The organism is Bacillus sp. FSL W8-1141, from assembly GCF_038593205.1.
Classification (GTDB): Bacteria; Bacillota; Bacilli; order Bacillales; family Bacillaceae; genus Bacillus; species Bacillus altitudinis.
This window is the reverse complement of the sequence record NZ_CP151973.1, coordinates 2,911,474-2,930,332: the sequence shown is the minus strand read 5'-3', so window position 1 is coordinate 2,930,332 and position 18,859 is coordinate 2,911,474. Positions and strand designations below refer to the sequence as shown.

The window sequence follows — 18,859 nt, the reverse complement described above, 5'->3', positions numbered from 1 at the left end:
TTCATCTACTCCTTCAGCACAGCTTGAATATATTTTTCTGGTGTTGAAAGCATTTCCGCAGCTTGATTGATATAAGGTGCAATGAATTCTGTGCCTAATCCAATCGCAAGCGATAAGATAACAAGCAGTACCCCAGGATACACCATTCCTCTAATGGATGGCTTTCTTCTTCGCATATCCTGATCCTCTCCCCAAAACGCGAGCATGAAAATCCTCATAACAGAATAAAGGACAAGAAGACTGGACAGTAAAACAAGGATAGAGAACGTCATGTACCCAGCAGAAAACCCACCTTCAACAATTTTCAGCTTGCCAACAAATCCACTTAGCGGAGGAATACCCGCAAGTGATAAAGCCGATATGAAGAACATCCAGCCGAGTAGAGGCTGGGATTGAATCAGCCCACCCATTTTTTTCAGATGATTGGTTCCAGCATACACAAACAGTGCCCCTGCGAGCATAAATAGAGCTCCTTTGATCACCATATCGTGAATGAGGTAATAAATGGCGCCTTGAAGTGATGCCGGTGTATTGGCCGCAATCCCAAACAAAATGACACCAACAGCTGTGACAATGTTATAAATCACAATTTTTTGCACATCAGAATAGGCGATAGAGCCAATGACACCGAATATAACCGTTAGAGCGGCTAGCCAAGCCATAAGTGTATGTGTAAAACCTGTATCATGTATAAAGATGAGCGTAAAGACCCTGGCAATCGCATATAGCCCGACCTTTGTCAGCAGTGCGCCAAACAAAGCTGAAATCGCTGCTGGCGGTGCATGATAAGACCCTGGCAACCAGAAATAAAGCGGGAAGACCCCAGCTTTTAAGCCAAATACAATCAGGAACAGAATGGCAATCACGGTGATTAACCCTGTTTGCCCAGATTCAGCTATTTTCACACTTAAATCAGCCATGTTCAGTGTGCCTGTGACTGCATATAAACACGCTACGCCAACAATAAATAATGCCGATGAGATAATATTAAACACAATGTATTTCAGTGATTCACGAAGCTGAGGCTTTGAACCACCCAGAACAATGAGCATATAAGATGCCATCAGCAACAATTCAAAGAAGACAAACAGGTTGAAAATATCTCCCGTTAAAAAGGCACCACTCACGCCAGCTAACAAGAATTGGACACCAGAATAATAGAACAGCCGCTCTCTTTCTTTCCCAATCGTTTGAAAGGAAAAAAGAACTGTGACAAGTCCAACAATGGAAGCGGTCAAAACAAGAAGTGCAGCAAACTGATCGGCCACAAGGGCAATGCCAAACGGTGCTTTCCAGCCGCCTAGGTAAAGGGTTTGTATGCCGTTTGTGAAAATCGTTTGGACCAAATAGACATTACAGATAATGGCTAAAAGAGATGCAAATACACTAAAGCCTCTCGACAGCATGGTGTTTTTATTCATAAAAATCAATAATGTAGCAGCTAGTAATGGTATTAATATAGGCAGGATCACGAGATTATTCATGCTGATCATTTCCTCTCATTTGATCCATGTCATCTGTTCTCAGCTCTTGGAAGGCACGGAAGGCCATCACGAGCAAAAAGGATGTTACACCAAAAGCAATGACAATGGCTGTTAAAATTAATGCTTGTGGCAATGGATCTACATAGGATGTGAGCCCCTCTTTCAAAATAGGAGGTGCTCCCTTTTTTAAGCCGCCCATTGTTAATAGAAGCAAATGGACGCCGTGACTTAAAACGGCAGTACCGACGATGACCCGCAGAAGGCTTTTTGAAAGCATTAAATAGGTCGCTGCCATAAAAATGATTCCGACGATAATAGACATTAGAAATTCCATTATTCCTTCTCTCCAATCGTTTGAATAATGGTCATGGTGACACCAACAACAACTAAATACACACCGATATCAAACAGGACTGCTGTCGCCAGTTCTGTTTTCCCTAGAAACGGCAGTTGGAAATAATCAAATGCATGGGATAGGAAAGGTGCTCCGAACAGAAAAGATCCCATGCCTGTTAGGATGGCAACGAGCAAACCGACACCAGCCACATAAATAAAGTCAAATGGTAAAATGCGTCTGACTGTTTTAAGGTCATAGGCTAAAAGCAGAAGGACGACAGCACCAGCACTCATCAAACCGCCAATGAATCCTCCGCCAGGATTGTTATGTCCTGCAAGAAATAGGTGAAGTGAGAAAAGCAAGATGATGAATGCTGTAATTTTAGTAGTGACTTGTAAGAGCATATCATTCGTATCAATCTTTCTCATCGCCGTACGCCTCTCTTCCGTTTTCCTTGTGCTTTTACCTTTAATAATCCATAAATACCAAGTGCCGCAATGGCCAGCACTGTAATTTCAAAGAGTGTATCAAAGCCCCTGAAATCGACAAGAATGACATTGACAATATTGTCTCCGCCAGCCAGTTTGTAGCTGTTTTCAATGAAGTACGTTGAAATCGTGTCAAGAGACTGCTGGCTTGTTGAAGCAAAAGCAAGACAGGTGACAACAACTCCAACACCTAATGAGATCATCAAATTTGTTAATTTAAATCTTCGTGTTTTTTGCTTCAGACTCAGCTTTGGCAAATGATAGAAGCAAAGTAAAAACAGCGCGACAGAAATGGTTTCAATAATGAGCTGTGTCAGCGCAAGGTCAGGTGCTCTGAAAATCACGAAGAATAGTGACAGCGTGTAGCCCATAACACCTAGCGCAATAATAGCTGTTAAGCGTGAACGAGCAAATACAGTCGTGACTGTCGCTGCGACCATCACAAGTGAAAGGATGGCTTCGTACGTGCCGATTGATGCAGCGTGCTCAGTTTGAAATGAGAAGGCTTGCTTGTAGAACATCACGCTGCCCAGCACGATAATCATAAAACCAAATACATAGACAAGATAGTCACGAAGGAATCCTGTCATATAGCTGTTTGTTAGGCGGTATGACCCTTTTTCTACACCTATAAGTGAACGATCATACAAAGCGTTAAATGACCATTTTTCTTTAAATATGTTGTACATTGGGCGCCATTTTGACAGCGTTAAATAGCCAATGGTACCGAGCGCAACTACACCAATTGTCATGTAAAGCTCTGGCTGGAATCCATGCCACGCTTCAATTTTTACGGCAAAGCGGCTTCCTGTTTGAATGGCTTCTGGAATGATCGCTTGAATGGCAGGTTCAATGACAGAATAGGCAAGAATATTAGGGAAAAAGAAAAACGTGACCACAAGTGCAGCTAAAATAATTGGCGGGATCAGCATACCAATCGGTGCTTCATGCGGTTTTTTCTCCAATTGATCGACATTCAGACGGCCTCTAAATGTTTTGAAGACGATCATCATACTGTAGATGAACGTAAACACACTAGCGAGCCAAGCGATAGCAGGGAAGACAGCCCCCCATGTTGAAACATCCGTAAAGCTGATGTCAGAAATCCGAATCATACTTGTGAAAAATAGCTCTTTACTTAAAAATCCATTAAAAGGCGGGAGTCCAGCCATCGAGAATGTACCAATTAACGTAATTGTAAAGGTAATTGGCATAATGGTCATTAATCCACCTAATTTGCGAATATCACGTGTACCTGTTTCGTGATCGATAATCCCTGCTGCCATAAAGAGACTACCTTTAAAGGTTGCGTGGTTAATGAGATGAAAAATAGCAGCAAGAACGGCTGCACCAAAAAAGGCAGGGTTGTTTTCATGAATGGCAGCTGCGCCTACTCCTAGCATGAGCATAATCATACCGAGTTGACTCACTGTCGAGAAGGCCAGAATGGCTTTCAAATCATTTTGCCGAACGGCGTGGAAAGATCCCCAGAATAGTGTGATAAGTCCGACAATCGAAATGGTCCAAAACCACACCTCTGATATAGCAAAAATCGGACTAAAGCGGGCAACCAGATAAATACCGGCTTTGACCATAGTAGCAGAATGCAGATAACTGCTTACAGGGGTTGGTGCTTCCATAGCATCAGGCAGCCAAATATAAAATGGGAACTGCGCTGATTTCGTGAAGGCCCCTAGTAAAATGAGAACCATCGCAGGGATGAAATAAGGTGATGCCATAATGAGCTGAAGCTGATTGACTGCTTCGCGAATACTGAATGAATCAGTGATCAGGTAAATGAGGATGAAGCCGCCAAGCATAGCTAATCCGCCAAACACAGTAATAAGCAGTGACTTGGTTGCTCCGTAACGAGAACGCTCACGCTTATACCAATACCCAATTAAGAGGAAGGAAGAGATACTTGTTAGCTCCCAGAACAAATAAAGTACGACCATGTTATCAGAGAGGACAACACCGAGCATAGCGGTCATAAACATTAATAAATACGTATAGAAAGAGCCAAGCTGTTCTTTTTCCTTTGATAAGTAGAAAATACTGTACAGTACCACAAGTGCACCAATACCTGTGATGAGTAAAGCAAATAACAGGCTGAGACCATCTACATATACAGTGAAATTCATCCCTAGAGAGGGAATCCATTCAGCTTGTGAGAACAACGTTCGTCCATTCGAGGTGATCTGGAGCATTTGGATGAAATAGGTAAATAAAAGAATAGGCAAGATGAGAACAAACCATCCTGTATGTATACGCCTTACGTATTTAAAAAGAAAAGGGACGACAAAGGCAAGTAAAAAAGGTGATAGGATGGCGAAGTGAATAAGCTGCAAGAAAATGAACCTCCTTTGATCAATATAAATTCACGTTCTAAAGAACTGGTAATTAAAATTATAGCGTAAATACAGACATAGTGCATTGGTTTGAACTGATTTACGACAAATTGAATTTGTTTTGAGTTCTTTTGACCACAAAAAATATTTTATCAAAAATGAAACTCGTTGTATATTGTTTTGTATTTCGTACATGCTTTTCTTAAAGGAGCTGATCAAATGAAACGAAAGATCGCCATCAGCTTAAGCATATTCTGCACGATTTTAGGAGGAGCATTCTTGATTGAACGAAATGATCAAAAAAGGTGGCAGGCCGGGAGTGAATGGCCGCTATTTTCTGAACAACTCCTCCATATGACCTATCCGCAGGCGAAACAGTATCCTTTTCAGCCTCGGGAGTATATACGAATTGTATTAGCTGATGAATGAGGATGTATGGGAGAAAAGAAATATAAAAAAAAGCATGTTCCTTACGAAAAGGACATGCTCAGCGTGTAGACAAACCCTCGCATTCTTTGTCAGTCCTGCGCTCCGGTGCTCACGAATGTCAGATTCGCTCTGCTCCGGTGCTCGTCCTTCCTAGACTGCAAAGGTTTTCTATCACGCTGAAAAGAAGACAAAGGGCTAAAATAAAGTACATTTTAGCCCTTTGTCAATTATCTGAGCATGACCCTTATGAAAAGGACATGCTTTTTGTTTCTTTTTTAAGTAAACATTCTGAGTAAGATTGTTGCGCAAATAACGGTTGCTGCTCCGCCAAGACGTGTAGAGACTTGAGCGAAAGGCATAAGGCCCATTCTTCCAGAAGCTGAAAGAATCGCAACATCACCAGTACCGCCTAATCCACTGTGACAACCAGTCACAATGGCAGATTCAACTGGATACATGTTCATGAATTTACCAACAAAGTAACCAGAACCAACCATGCCTAGAACAACAGCAATACATACACATACGAAAGGAATCGAAATAACAGTGGCCACATCATCAAGTGGAATGTATAGAATTCCTAAACCAACCATTAGAGGCCATGTAAAGCTTTTCGATACAAACTTGTAGAACTGCTGTGAGCCGTTTTGCAAATGCTGAGGCATCACGTTTAAGTATTTGATTAATGCAGCAAGAACAATCATTAAGATTGGACCTGGAATATGAACAAAACTTTCTAATAAGCCGCCAAAGATAAAGGTTGTACAAGCAACAAGTACACCTGCACCCATTAAGCTGAAGTCAACTTTAGTATCCATGTCAGGCTGTTCAAAGATTTCATTTGCTTCTTTTGATTTAACAAGTCGTCCATTCCCGTTTAGTTCAGGACGTTTTTCACCAAGCTTTTTCATTGCGCCAGCACAAATGATGGCAATGACGTTCCCAATGACAGCAGCCGGAATCAATTGAGAAATTAATGACTCTGCTGATACACCAAGAATTTGTGAATAAGCAATTGATAATGGCAATATCCCTTCACCGACACCACCGGCAATAATCGGTACAATGATAAAGAAGAACGAATGATGCGGTGTGTAACCAACTAGAAGACCCACTAGAATTCCAGCAGCTACAGCTGTAATTGTACCTGCAACAAGAGGAACAAACATACGAATAAGGCCTTGCACTAAAACAGTTCGTTGCATTCCAAGAATACTACCTACTACAAGAGCAGATATATAGAAGTATAGGAAGTTCGACGTTTTCATCAGAGACGTAACCGCTTCCAACGAGTTTGGATTCAGAACATGAAAAAAGACCAGGAACGATGGTACGAATAAAGAAAGAATCGCCGGTCCACCAATATCTTTTAAGATTGGAATACGTTGTCCTACATCTCCTAGGAAAATCCCCAAAATCATAATAACAGCGAAACCACCAAGCATATTTGCTGGAATTTTATTAAAATAAGCGGCAGTTAAAATAATCGCTGCAAGCACTATATACACAGGTAGATCAATAACACCAATTTTCCAAGAAAGAATTTTTCGGAAAACGCTTTTATTATTGTCAGAATCGTTTGTAATCGATTTCAATTGTTGTGTATTAGCCACATAAACACCCCCAAATGCTATTTGTCTCAATTGTAGAAGATTCTGTGACACTCATCTATTTATTAAACTAAATTAAGTGTAATAAAAGTAAAATAAACGGGGGTTTTGTCGTTTTTATCATACAAAAATCCCCTGAAGATAGTTTGTCCTTCAGGGGATTGATCATACATGGTATTTATTTATCGTTTTCCTTTTAAATAAGGGGTACCAAGTGCTTTTGGTGCGTCTGCTCGTCCAATGAAGCCAGTAAGAGCTAGGATCGTCAGCACATATGGTGCAATGAGCATGTACACGTTCGGGATATCTTGAAACAGCGGAAGCAGAGAGCCAATGATGCTTAAGCTTTGTGCAAATCCAAAGAATAAAGCAGCGCCCATAGCGCCAAATGGGTGCCATTTCCCGAAAACAAGGGCGGCTAGCGCAATGAAGCCTTGTCCTGTAATGGTGGCGTGTGAGAAATCAAGAGCGATGGTCGATGCATACACAGCTCCGCCAAGACCGCCAAATAGACCACTAATGAAGACGCCGATATAGCGCATCCGGTATACCTTGATTCCCATTGTATCAGCTGCCATTGGATGCTCTCCGACTGCACGAAGTCGCAAGCCAAACGGCATTTTAAATAAAACAAACCAAGCGACAACCGCAAGAACTAATGCGAGAATGGACGTATAATACACATCTTTAAAGAAAATATCACCAATGATCGGAATGTCACTTAAAAGGGGAATATCTCCTTTATAGAAAGGTTCTGTAATTTTATCCGTTTGTGCTTTGCCATAAATCAGTTTGACAACAAACAGCGTAGCACCAAGGGCAAGCATGTTAATCGCAACACCACTGACCGTTTGATCTGCTCTGAACGTAATAGTGGCAACAGCGTGAATGAGTGAGAACACGCCGCCAATGGCCATACCAACAAGAAGACCGAGCCACGGGGTCAAGGCACCAAACGTATCAGCAAACATTAAGTTAAAGATAATACTAGAAAATGCTCCGACGACCATCAAACCTTCAAGACCGATATTGACGACACCTGATCTTTCTGAAAAGACGCCTCCAAGAGCGGTTAAAATAAGTGGTGCAGCATATACAAGTGTAGCCGGGACGATGATTTCAAGAATTTGCAGAAATCCCACTTATTTTCCCCCCTTTTTCTTCAATTGTTGAATGACAAGACGGATGATATAGCTTGAGGCAACGAAAAGAATAATGATCGCAATCACAATATCAACGACCTCAGTCGGTACGCCAGATTCAAGCGGCATGTTTAAAGCACCGACTTTCAATCCACCAAGCAATAATGCCGCTAAGACGACACCAATAGCTGTATTTCCGCCTAATAAGGCAACAGCGATTCCATCAAAACCAACGCCAGTGAAGGCATCTTTTATTGATGCATATTCAAAGGTTCCGAGCCCTTCCATCGCACCTGCAAGCCCTGCAAAGGCACCAGAAATGAGCATGGAATATATAATGTTTTTTCTCACATTCATTCCAGCATATTGGGATGCGTGTTGATTCATACCAACAGCACGCAATTCAAACCCTTTAGAGGTTTTTTGGATAATGATCCACATAATAACGGCAGATAGGACAGCTACAATGATTCCGTTATGCATGCTTGAAAAATCAGTGATTTTTTCAAAAAAATCAGAGTGTAATGAGGCAGTCGAATTAATATTATCTGTTTTATCTTTATGATCTGTAAGAACATTTGTAATAATAAAATTAGTCACATGAAGTGCAATGTAGTTCATCATAATAGTGACAATCACTTCATGAACATAAAAACGTGCTTTTAAAAACCCAGGAATAAAGCCCCATAATGCACCAGCAGCAGCTGCAGTGATCAGTGCAAGAGGCAGGTGGATATACGCAGGTGCATGGACGGTTGTTCCTATCCATACAGATGCAATCCAGCCAATGAGAAGTTGACCTTCTACCCCGATATTAAAGAGGCCTGTCCGAAATGCAAAGGCAACAGCAAGTCCTGATAAAATATAAGGCGTGACTTGTCGGATGGTTTCTCCCATATAATACGTTTCACCGAATACGCCATTCCAAAGGGCGCTATAACCTTCGATGACACTATAACCGCTTGCCAGCATAATGATGGCCCCAACGAAAAGACCAAGTACAATGGCTATAAGCGGAATCAGCAGATTTGTTAAGCGATTAGACATTTGCTTCTTTCCCCACTTCCTGTTGCGTACTTCCAGCCATTAACAGACCAAGTTCTTGCTCTGTTGTTTCTTTTGGATCAACAATGGCAATAATGCTGCCTTCGAAAATAACGGCAATCTTATCACTGACATTGATAATTTCATCAAGCTCAAAGGAAATGAGCAGAACGGCTTTGCCTGCATCCCTTTGTTCAATCAGACGCTTATGAACAAACTCAATGGCTCCGACGTCAAGTCCGCGTGTCGGCTGTGCGGCAATTAATAAATCAGGGTTTCGGTCCACTTCACGGCCAATAATGGCTTTTTGCTGGTTACCCCCTGATAGCGCACGTGCTTCTGTATATTCACTAGGCGTCCGTACGTCGTATTCAGCAATGATTTGTTTTGCTTTTTGATAAATATTTTTCATATTCATCAAGCCAAACTTCGAATATGGACGCTGATAATACGTTTGTAAGGAAATATTTTCTCCAATTGAAAAATCAAGGACAAGTCCGTGCTTATGACGGTCTTGAGGAATGTGTCCGATACCAGATTCTGTGACCTTACGAGGCGGGAGATTTTGAATGGCTTTCCCGTTTAGCATGATCGTGCCAGATTCGGATTTTTTCAGACCTGTAATGGCTTCAATTAATTCAGATTGACCATTTCCGTCTACACCCGCAATTCCGACAATCTCACCAGCTTTCACTGATAAATTGAGTTGTTTCACAGCTTCAATTCCTCGCGCATCTTTGACAGTGAGATCTTGAATTTGCAAGACTTCTTCAGCAGGGGAGGCTGCTTTTTTGTCTGTTTTAAATGAGACTTCGCGGCCGACCATTAAGCTGGCAAGCTCGTCTTTGTTTGTGTGTTCCACATCAAGTGTACGAATACCTTGCCCTTTTCGGATAATGGTCACGCGATGACAGGCATCCATAATTTCTTTTAGTTTGTGGGTAATTAAAATAATGGATTTGCCTTCATTGATTAAGTTTTTCATAATTTGTATGAGTTCTTTTATTTCTTGAGGTGTTAAGACGGCTGTTGGTTCGTCGAAGATCAAGATGTCAGCGCCGCGGTATAGTGTTTTTAAGATTTCTGCTCGCTGCTGCATACCGACTGAGATGTCAGATACTTTAGCGGCAGGGTCTATTTTCAGTCCATAACGGTCAGAAAGTTCCTGCACTTGCTGAATGGCTTGTTCTTTGTCAATCTTTCCAAATTTCTTTGGCTCTTTTCCTAAAATGATGTTTTCAGCCACAGTAAATGTATCAACTAGCATAAAATGCTGATGGACCATTCCAATGCCTAAATCACTTGCATCATTTGGACTTGAGATTGTAACCGGTTTTCCGTGTACCTTGATTTCACCTTTTTCAGGCTGATACAGTCCGAAAAGCACGTTCATAAGCGTTGATTTTCCAGCGCCGTTTTCACCAAGCAGCGCATGAATTTCGCCCTTTTTTAGCTGTAGCGTAATGTTATCATTTGCTACAATGCCAGGGAATTCTTTGCGTATATTCAACATTTCAATGACATAATCCACAGGTTTAACCGCTCCTTTTTTAGGGTGCTGATGAAGATAAAAACTAGCAAAAGAAAAGCTGCAAAACAAGGCTGCAGCTTTTCTTTTACCACCTTTTACGAATAAAGAGGAGGTAAAGGAGAGGCAAGGGGATAAGACGCGCTTATCCCGATGCACAAATTAAGCTTTAAAATCTTTTAGTTCATCACGTGTTGCAGGGATTTTCACTTCACCCTTGATGATTTTTTGTTTCCATTCTTCGATTTTCTTCAATACATCTTTATCAAGATTCTCTTGAGATGGAGAGATGTCAACGCCGCCTTCTTTCAGTCCGTACGTGATGACTTCGCCACCAGGGAATTTACCTTCTTTTGCTTTTGTTGTTAAGTCTTGTACCGCTGTGTCTACTTTCTTAATCATAGAAGTAAGAGTGACACTTTGTTTTGTTCCAGGTACTTTACCTTCGTCATACTGGTCTTTATCAACACCAATGACCCAAACATTTCGATTTGGATCTGCCTTTTTTAAATTGGTTGCTTCTGTAAAGACACCCGTTCCAGTACCTCCAGCTGCATGATAAATAATGTCAACGCCAGATTTGTACATACTTTCAGCTGTTGCTTTACCGATGTCTGCTTTATCAAATGCACCAGCATATTTCACTTCAACTTTTGCTTTTGGATTAGCTGCTTCAACGCCTGCACGGAAACCAACTTCGAATTTTCTGATTAATTCAGAATCAACGCCGCCAACAAAACCAATTTTGTTTGATTTTGTAGAAAGAGCCGCTGCAACACCTACAAGGAATGACCCTTCGTTTTCGTTAAATGTAATACTAGCTACGTTCTTCTTATCAACAACTGCATCCACAATTGCAAATTTGGAATCTTTTCGCTGATCAGCTATTTTAGAAATGGCACTCTCCATTTTATAGCCGATACCATAAATCAGGTTAAATTTTTGTCTAACAAGTGTATTTAAATTTGTTGGATAATCTGCATCCGTTTTTGATTGTAAGTAATCAAAGCCGTTTTTACCTTTTGTTAAATTGTTGTCTTTCCCAAATGCTTGTAAACCTTCCCAAGCAGATTGGTTAAACGATTTGTCATCGACACCACCGACATCAGTTACCATTGCAACAGTGAATTGATCTTTATCTTTTTTGTTTTCACCGCTGTTTGAGCCAGAGTTGCCGCATGCTCCAAGGATGGTTCCTGCTGCTACGACTAAGGACAATGCAAGTCCAATTTTGCGCTTCTTCAAAACATAACCCCCTATAAAATTTAAAAGTTTCAGAAAAGTCTCGCGAAAAAAGACCGACTCTTGCCTCCTCCTATCCTTGTGAAAAGGGTATTTTATCCTGCATTCTTTTAAAATTGATGGAAACAGGAGAGAAGATGTAAGACATCAGACTTATATCTCGTTGAACTAATCAATCATAATTTATCATTTCCCATCGAATAAATAAATAGAAATTTGTTTTATTTTTAAAAAAATGTTAAAAGGCTAAATTCGATGTCTTTTTATGTGCTGAAATATGATATAATGCCGCTTTTATGATGTGCTCTACTACAGTGGAACCACTGATATCAAGGGGTTTGTGACATCGTATGCCATAAAAAAACATCTGGCCTTTGTCAAAGGTCAGATGTGTCAAATTAAAGATATTGCTGAATCAAATTCATGTTGCTTGTATTCAGTTTATATTGGAAAACAGGGCGGCCGATTGTCCCGTATGCCATCTCCACATCAACCACTTCGATATCCTCAAGAAATTTCAAATATTTTCTAATCGAAACTTGGGAGATTTCAGTATGATTGGCTAGGTCTTCGGTCGTGAAAGCCTGCTGACCGAATGATTGAATGCTTGTCCAGATGAGTTTGAGTGTGCTCTTCGTCAGGCCTTTTGGCAGCAGGACTTTTTCCGCCTCTGCTTTTTTATGAAAAAGCTTCGCGTCTAAATCATTTTGGGAGATGCTGTTCATCGTTTGGTATAGGGCATGTTTTCTTTTATATTCTGTCAGTGCTGATTGGAAGCGTTCAAACTCAAAAGGTTTGATTAAATAGTCGACAGCTCCGTTTCGCATCGTTTGCTGTACGACATCCACTTCATTTGCAGCTGAAATGACGATGACGTCAACGGAATGATTTTTCTCACGAATTTCTGATAATAGGGCGAGCCCATTTTGTCCAGGCATATAAATATCAAGCAATACAAGGTGAATGATTTCTGATTTTAAGATGTCTAGTGCCTTCTGAAATGAGGTGGCAATCCCTTTTAATTCAAATCCTTCTATTTGGGTCAAGTAGCGTTTATTCAGCTCCCCGACCATTGGGTCATCTTCTACGATCAACACATTAATCATGTGAATCCTCCTTTTGTTTATATGGAATACGGAGACTAAAGGTCGTTCCTTCTCCTTTTTCGCTTGTGACGATCATATGTCCGTTCAGTTTTTTGATGCTTTGGTCAACAAAATAAAGGCCAAATCCTCTGTCTTCTCCTTTTGTTGAAAAGCCTTGATCAAACATAATGTCCTGTTCTTCTTTTGTCAGACCGACCCCTGTGTCTGTAATTTCAATATGAAGCTGCTCTTGGACATATCTGAATGAGATGGAGATATTTTTGTTCTCTGTATGGGAAACGGCATCGAGTGCGTTATTTAACAGATTACCGATGACCGTAATAAGGTCATGTGTGACTGCTGGGTCCTCCGAGTTTGGTACCTGTGTACTGCAATTGACTTCTAAAGATGCGCCTTGTTCTCTGATGTAGCTTTGTTTTCCTAGTAAAAACCCGGCTAAGACTGAGTTTTTCACATGGTTGATGATTTCATTTGTTTCTGTCTGCTGATAAATCGCAATATCTTTAATATAGGTGCCAAGGTCATCATAGTTCTTTAGCTGGACCAATCCTAAAATGACATGAAGCTTGTTCATAAATTCGTGTGACTGGGCACGAAGTGCATTGGCATACATTTTCACCCCGCTCAGCTGCTCAGCCAGGTGTTTGACTTCTGTTTTGTCACGGAAGGTTGCGATCGCTCCGACAATTTCCCCTTTTACCGTAATCGGCACCTCATTAAAGACCAGCTCCAGTCCGTTCATTCTGACATCACGATCAAGCAGCGGTTTCCGTGTTTCGATTACTTGCTTTAAGCCGCTTGAAGGAAGAAGGGCCTGTACATCTTGTTCTCTAGGGTCAACCATAATGCCCATATTATGAAAAAGACGTTTAGCTTCTGCATTTGCCAGCTTGATTTTACCGTGCTGATCGACGGCAAGAATGCCTTCTTTTGTTGATTCTAGCATAGCGCTTCGTTCTTTTAATAATGTGGCAATTTCATCTGGCTCTAGTCCAAACATAATCTTCTTTACTTTACGTGCCACAATGAGTGCACCGATAATGCCAGATAAAAGGCTTAGCGATGTGACAAAGTAGAGCGGGAGCAGGCTTTGATGAATAATTAAATCAATTTCCTTTAATGTAATCCCAACTGCCACAGCCCCGAGCTGCTTGCCATCTTGGTTATAAACAGGAACAAAGGCACGCATGGACTTGCCAAGTGTTCCAGATGCGGTACTAATATGTTCTTTACCCTGTAATGCCGGTTTTTCATCACCGCCAGCAAACCGCTTCCCAATCTTTTGCGGATTCGGATGTGTTTTGCGGATACCGTTCATATCCATGACGACAACGAATTCGGTTTTGGTAATACGCTGAACACTTGTTGTATATTTTCGCAGTGCTGTATATGATTGATCTTTTTCCAATGATTTTGCTGTGATCGGAGCCTCTGCGACCATTTTGGCAGTGGAGAGGGCGATATCACGTTCCTGCTGATGAATATTTTTGGCTGTTTCTGACCAGATCGTAAAGAATGTGATACAGAGGGAGATCAGGACAACAATACAGACAAAGATCGTCAGCCGTGTTTGCAGTCTTAAAGTTTTTTTCACGAGTATACCCCTAACGCGCAATTTTTTCGTAATAGTAATACTTTAACGGGAAAATGTAAGTTTGTGAAGGAATGTACGTGCAAAATCACAAATTTGATTTAGATTCCAGTTTACTTGGAAAGCATCTTGTCAATCCGTTTTAAGTGAGCCATAATAAAAATGAGCTTATGAGAAAGGATCTATTTATGAAAAATACATATTTGACTGGATATTTTCCGCTGATTTCAATTTTGCTATTCAGCTCTGCCTTTTCTATTTTTACAGTAGGTATCACGACTGACTTCTTGACCCAAGCAGGGATTTTAAAAGGAATGCTGGAATTTTTCTCTGAACAGGGCATTCGTCTTGCTTTATTTGCCGCATTTGCACTTGTTTATTTTATGATTTTATCTGCTTTAAAACTCATTGCAGATACGGTGTTAGAGTTGGCGCTGCTCTTTTTTGCAAAGGACCCTGAAGGGGAGAACTTAAAGAAAATTCGGATTGCATCGGTTGTCTATTTGTTTGCCAGCTTACTTGCATTTCTATTGACGCAGCAGCTCATTTTGCTTGTTGGACTTTTTGTTTTAGCAAGTCTCGTCTATTTTATCTGGGTTGTGGTACGCATTTATCAATCACTTTCCATGCTGAATTTAATTGGGTTTATGATGTTTAATCTGCTGTTTTGGGCCACGTTTTTGATCGGCATTTTGTACTTATTTATTAAGCTTTATAACAGTGTGATGGCGAGTCTGCCAGCTTAATCAGACGAAAGAAAGCATCCTCCGATGATGGAGGATGCTTTTTTTATGGAAGAAACCGCTTCTGAATATCAGGTGTAGGCATCATACAGGATGTTTTTTGACCAAACCATTTGTAGCGATTCTTTGCAATGAGTTGATAAAACCAGTCACGGATTGGTCGAGGGATCGCGAGGAGTAAATAGCTCCATCTGTATATCCCTTTTAAATGCCGCGCGGCTTTTAAGATGCCTGTTGACTTCATATAAAGGGTCCCATTTTCAATATAAATGAATGAATTGAACTCATCTAAAGGCAAGCCGTTTTCTTTTAAAATACGCTGCCCTGTATCTGATTGTAAAGAAGCAAACATCATCCGCTCATTCGGGTCGCGCTTGATGATAAACTGAACAGCACCACTGCACACGTTGCAGACACCGTCAAATAAAATGAAGTGAGAGGGTTGTGTTGAATGCATCGCAATCAAACCTCCTGTTTATCTAGCGTATTGCATAGTTTGTTTCCAAATACGTAAGTGCGGACTTGAACTATAAATAGATTCAACGGTTCCTCTATCTCTTCCTACCCATACACCCATTGTGTATTGATCTGTCAGGCCAACAAACCAAATGTCTTTGTAGTCATTGGATGTGCCTGTTTTTCCCCCAATGTAAGGAGAATTGAAATTCGCCTTTTTCCCTGTTCCACTTTTCACAACAGAGGCAAGCAGCTTGCGCATTGTTTCATTTGTACGCTGAGAATAGATTTGCTTCGGCGACTCTTTCCACTTGTAAAGGGTTTTGCCGTTTAAGTCTGTGACCTTTGTAATGGAGTGATTTCGCGTATAGGCACCTTGATTGCCAAACACGGTATATGCATCGGTTATTTCTAGCGGCGAGAAGCCTTTTGTAAATCCTCCAAGTGCAGAAGGGAGGCGGTAATCATCTGCGACAATATGTTCGAATGAAAACTTTTCTAAATAGCTGAAGCCTTTTTTGACACCGACTGTATCAAGCATACGAATCGCTGGTGTATTGTAAGAGTTCTTAAAGGCTGTTTCAAGTGTTACAGTTCCATACGTTTTATGATTATAGTTTTGCGGGCAATATCCGCTACTGCAAAACTTGCCGGCACTGATTTTGCTTGATGCCGTGGCACCGGTTTGATCAATATAAGGGCCATAATCTAACAGCGGCTTAATGGCGGAACCTGGTTGTCTTTGCGCTTGATAGGCGTAGTTGAAATCAAACTTTTTATAATTCTTCCCGCCAGCAAGTGCGACAATTTGATGGGTTTGGTGGTTAATGACTGCTGAACCGCCTTCCACACCTTGATAAGGCAATTGTGCATTGAGCTGATAAACCGCTCTTTGTTGTAAGGAAGGGTCTAGTGCTGTATAAATCTTCACACCATCTTGAAGCAATGCACTGACCTTTTCTGATAATTCTTTTTGAATTGCCTTTTTTGCGCCAGCTGTTTTGGCTTTTTTCAATCGTTTTGTAAAGCCTTCCTGATCAGACACCAGATCGGTAAATTCTTCATTGGCGTATGTCACATAGTCAGGGTAAAGATTTTTCTTTTCACTTAAGGACAAGCTGATTTTTTCTTTCACTGCTTTTTTGTATTGCTTCTTTGTAATGACACCATCTTTTTCTAAAATACCAAGCAGCCGTTCCTGGCGTTTCTTTGTATGTTTGAATTGTTTCAATGGGTCATACAGCGTAGGGTTGTTAGGAATCGCAGAAATAAATGCCATCTGTGCAAGCGTCAAAGAACTAAGCGGCTTATCAAAATAGTAATTAGCCGCAGAACCGACACCGTAAACCCCGTTGCTGAAATAAATCGTATTTAAATAGCTTTCGAGAATTTCCTCTTTTGTAAATTTTCGCTCGAGCTCATAGGAATAGAGCAGTTCTGTAAACTTTCGGCTGAATGAACGTTCATGACTTAAATATAAATTACGGGATAACTGTTGTGTGATGGTGCTAGCGCCTTGGCTAATGCCATGGTTTTTCACATTTGCGGCAAGGGCACGAATCACGCCCATAAAGTCAATGCCTTTATGGTCATAAAAGTTGCGGTCCTCTGATCGGAGGAACAGCTCCTTGACGGAATCAGGAATTTTATCGTACTTCACGAAAACACGGTTCTCATCGTTTGATACGATCTCAGAGATAAGAGAACCATCTCGATCATACATATAACTGTTTTGGGAAAAGTCTACCTTTTCCAGCTTGATTTTTTGATCAAGCACTTCGTTAACAGGTTTTACACTTGCGGCTTCTTCCTTTGATAGATAAAAAGTCAGAACAAATAATGGAATGAGGGCAACAAGTAATAACCATCCAATGATTGCACGAAACATGAGGTCACTCACTTTCTTCGGATTTCTAGCCATATCGTACCATTCTTTTGCGATTACGAGAAGGTTATTTTTAGAAAAGAATAGACGTGAAGTCTAGTAAACAAGGCATTTAGACAGAAGAAAAGAGTATCTGATGATGGATCAGACACTCCTCTCTTTTGTCTTTGATTGTGAGCGGACCGCCCATAAAAATAATGCCCCGAAAAGGAAAATGCCGGCGGTAACATAAAAGACAGCTGGAATTCCGTAATGACTCGCCACAATGCCGCCTATAACGGGTCCGACGACATTTCCAAGAAAGCGGAAGCTGACATTGTAACCAAGCACTTCCCCTTGCATAGAGGCAGGCGCTTTGATGCGAATATAGGCCGTCGTACAAGGAATGATGCCGCCTAGTGCCATCCCGTATAAGAAACGGAAGATGACTAACATCCCGTAGGAATCTGCCATCGCTTGCGGGATAAATAAAATGGAGGAGAGGATGAGAAGGGCAAGCAGCACCTTATCGTGACCAATACGATCTCCAAGATCTCCCCATTTCCGTGTAAACAGCAAATTGCCAAGCCCGGTTGCAGAAAACGCCAGCCCTGCATAAAAGGCAAGGTTGACTGGGCCGTGTAAATCATGAATGTACAAGGCTAAAAGCGGCTGAATACTAAAGTTCCCGACTTGCGTAATGAATGTGAGAAGCATGGTGACGACAAGTAAAGGCTGTTTGAAAATATGGACAAGGACGTCCTTCCGTGAGTAAGAAACCCGTTTTGCTTCTTTTGAACGGATCGGCTGTTCTTTCACACCGAAGATAATGACAATCGCTGACACATATATGACAGCGGCTGTTAAGAAAAATGTATAAATGAATCCGACACTGTCTGCCATAAATCCACCCATTAATGGACCGAATAACCCTCCGGCGACATTACTCATCTGCATTGTACCAAGGGTCTTACCGGCTGTTGCCTTTTCGGTCTGTGCAGAAATCAGTGCCATCGAAGTCGAAATAAAGCCTGTCACAAGCCCCATGAAAAGCCGTAACGCAAATAGTTGATAAACGGTTTGAACAAGCCCCATTAATAAAATGCTTGTTGCAATCCCAATGCCGTTAATGAGCAAAATCTTTTTATAGCCATGCCGGTCACCAATCCGTCCCCAAATTGGAGAAATGAGAAAGGCTGTTAAAAACGTAACCCCAAAGACATAGCCGCTCCATCTTTGAACAAATTCATTCGAATAACTGCTATCAAGAGACTCTATGTAAAGTGATAAAAAAGGGACGATCATTGTAATGCTGGCAGATACAAAAAAGTTCACAAACCACATGATGTACAAGTTTTTCTTCCTGTTTGTGATAAAGACCACCTTCTTTATTTATTTCGTGTTCCTTAATAATTATAAAGGAAAATAAACGATCTTTCATCTGATG

The 18,859-nt window shown here is 41.1% G+C and carries 16 protein-coding genes; 2 read left to right on the top strand and 14 right to left on the bottom strand.

Annotated features, from left to right (window positions below; genetic code table 11):
• Positions 1-5: 5 nt before the first annotated feature.
• The 4 genes from NSQ52_RS15145 to NSQ52_RS15130 are packed head-to-tail and all read right to left on the bottom strand — an operon-like array spanning position 6 to position 4,657.
• Entirely contained in the window at positions 6-1,484 is a 1,479-nt protein-coding gene (locus NSQ52_RS15145; RefSeq protein WP_079920595.1) for a Na+/H+ antiporter subunit D, read from the bottom strand.
• On the bottom strand, positions 1,477-1,818 hold the full coding sequence (locus NSQ52_RS15140; protein WP_003213576.1) for a Na(+)/H(+) antiporter subunit C: 342 nt from the start codon (positions 1,816-1,818) through the stop codon (positions 1,477-1,479). The genes NSQ52_RS15145 and NSQ52_RS15140 overlap by 8 nt, the downstream gene beginning before the upstream one ends.
• Positions 1,818-2,249, bottom strand: a complete 432-nt coding sequence (locus tag NSQ52_RS15135) for a Na(+)/H(+) antiporter subunit B (protein WP_008345843.1) — start codon at positions 2,247-2,249, stop codon at positions 1,818-1,820. The genes NSQ52_RS15140 and NSQ52_RS15135 overlap by 1 nt, the downstream gene beginning before the upstream one ends.
• A complete protein-coding gene (locus tag NSQ52_RS15130; RefSeq protein WP_178929931.1) occupies positions 2,246-4,657 on the bottom strand; it encodes a Na+/H+ antiporter subunit A in 2,412 nt (803 codons plus the stop codon). Before NSQ52_RS15130 ends, NSQ52_RS15135 begins: the two co-directional genes overlap by 4 nt.
• Positions 4,658-4,876: 219 nt before the next feature.
• Here NSQ52_RS15130 and NSQ52_RS15125 point away from each other — a divergent pair, with 219 nt between their 5' ends.
• Positions 4,877-5,086 carry a hypothetical protein gene (locus tag NSQ52_RS15125; RefSeq protein WP_019744044.1) on the top strand — a complete coding sequence of 70 codons (210 nt, stop codon included), beginning with the start codon at positions 4,877-4,879 and terminating at the stop codon, positions 5,084-5,086.
• 275 nt (positions 5,087-5,361) lie between these two features.
• Here NSQ52_RS15125 and NSQ52_RS15120 read toward each other — a convergent pair whose 3' ends face one another.
• The 7 genes from NSQ52_RS15120 to malK form a co-directional block, all read right to left on the bottom strand.
• Entirely contained in the window at positions 5,362-6,699 is a 1,338-nt protein-coding gene (locus tag NSQ52_RS15120; RefSeq protein ID WP_017367956.1) for a 2-hydroxycarboxylate transporter family protein, read from the bottom strand.
• Between the two features lie 179 nt (positions 6,700-6,878).
• The gene (locus NSQ52_RS15115; RefSeq protein WP_008345835.1) at positions 6,879-7,838 is read right to left on the bottom strand and encodes an ABC transporter permease; all 960 of its coding nucleotides are present in this window, start codon (positions 7,836-7,838) and stop codon (positions 6,879-6,881) included.
• Entirely contained in the window at positions 7,839-8,885 is a 1,047-nt protein-coding gene (locus NSQ52_RS15110; protein ID WP_025207902.1) for an ABC transporter permease, read from the bottom strand.
• A complete protein-coding gene (locus NSQ52_RS15105; RefSeq protein WP_058213661.1) occupies positions 8,878-10,413 on the bottom strand; it encodes an ABC transporter ATP-binding protein in 1,536 nt (511 codons plus the stop codon). Before NSQ52_RS15105 ends, NSQ52_RS15110 begins: the two co-directional genes overlap by 8 nt.
• 159 nt (positions 10,414-10,572) lie before the next feature.
• The gene (locus tag NSQ52_RS15100; RefSeq protein WP_017358951.1) at positions 10,573-11,655 is read right to left on the bottom strand and encodes a BMP family protein; all 1,083 of its coding nucleotides are present in this window, start codon (positions 11,653-11,655) and stop codon (positions 10,573-10,575) included.
• A 395-nt stretch (positions 11,656-12,050) separates the two neighbouring features.
• Positions 12,051-12,758 (bottom strand): response regulator, encoded by a 708-nt coding sequence (locus NSQ52_RS15095; RefSeq protein WP_327872258.1) that lies wholly within the window; start codon positions 12,756-12,758, stop codon positions 12,051-12,053.
• Entirely contained in the window at positions 12,751-14,352 is a 1,602-nt protein-coding gene (malK, locus tag NSQ52_RS15090) for a malate sensor histidine kinase MalK (protein WP_058336863.1), read from the bottom strand. The genes NSQ52_RS15095 and malK overlap by 8 nt, the downstream gene beginning before the upstream one ends.
• 185 nt (positions 14,353-14,537) lie before the next feature.
• Here malK and NSQ52_RS15085 point away from each other — a divergent pair, with 185 nt between their 5' ends.
• Positions 14,538-15,095 carry a YufK family protein gene (locus NSQ52_RS15085; protein WP_017367952.1) on the top strand — a complete coding sequence of 186 codons (558 nt, stop codon included), beginning with the start codon at positions 14,538-14,540 and terminating at the stop codon, positions 15,093-15,095.
• Positions 15,096-15,138: 43 nt separating this feature from the next.
• Here the strand turns inward: NSQ52_RS15085 and NSQ52_RS15080 are convergent, their stop codons facing one another.
• The 3 genes from NSQ52_RS15080 to NSQ52_RS15070 form a co-directional block, all read right to left on the bottom strand.
• On the bottom strand, positions 15,139-15,549 hold the full coding sequence (locus NSQ52_RS15080) for a thiol-disulfide oxidoreductase DCC family protein (RefSeq protein WP_017358953.1): 411 nt from the start codon (positions 15,547-15,549) through the stop codon (positions 15,139-15,141).
• A gap of 18 nt (positions 15,550-15,567) precedes the next feature.
• Entirely contained in the window at positions 15,568-17,469 is a 1,902-nt protein-coding gene (locus NSQ52_RS15075) for a transglycosylase domain-containing protein (RefSeq protein ID WP_024719722.1), read from the bottom strand.
• A gap of 108 nt (positions 17,470-17,577) precedes the next feature.
• On the bottom strand, positions 17,578-18,756 hold the full coding sequence (locus NSQ52_RS15070) for an MFS transporter (RefSeq protein WP_220482436.1): 1,179 nt from the start codon (positions 18,754-18,756) through the stop codon (positions 17,578-17,580).
• Positions 18,757-18,859 lie beyond the last annotated feature (103 nt).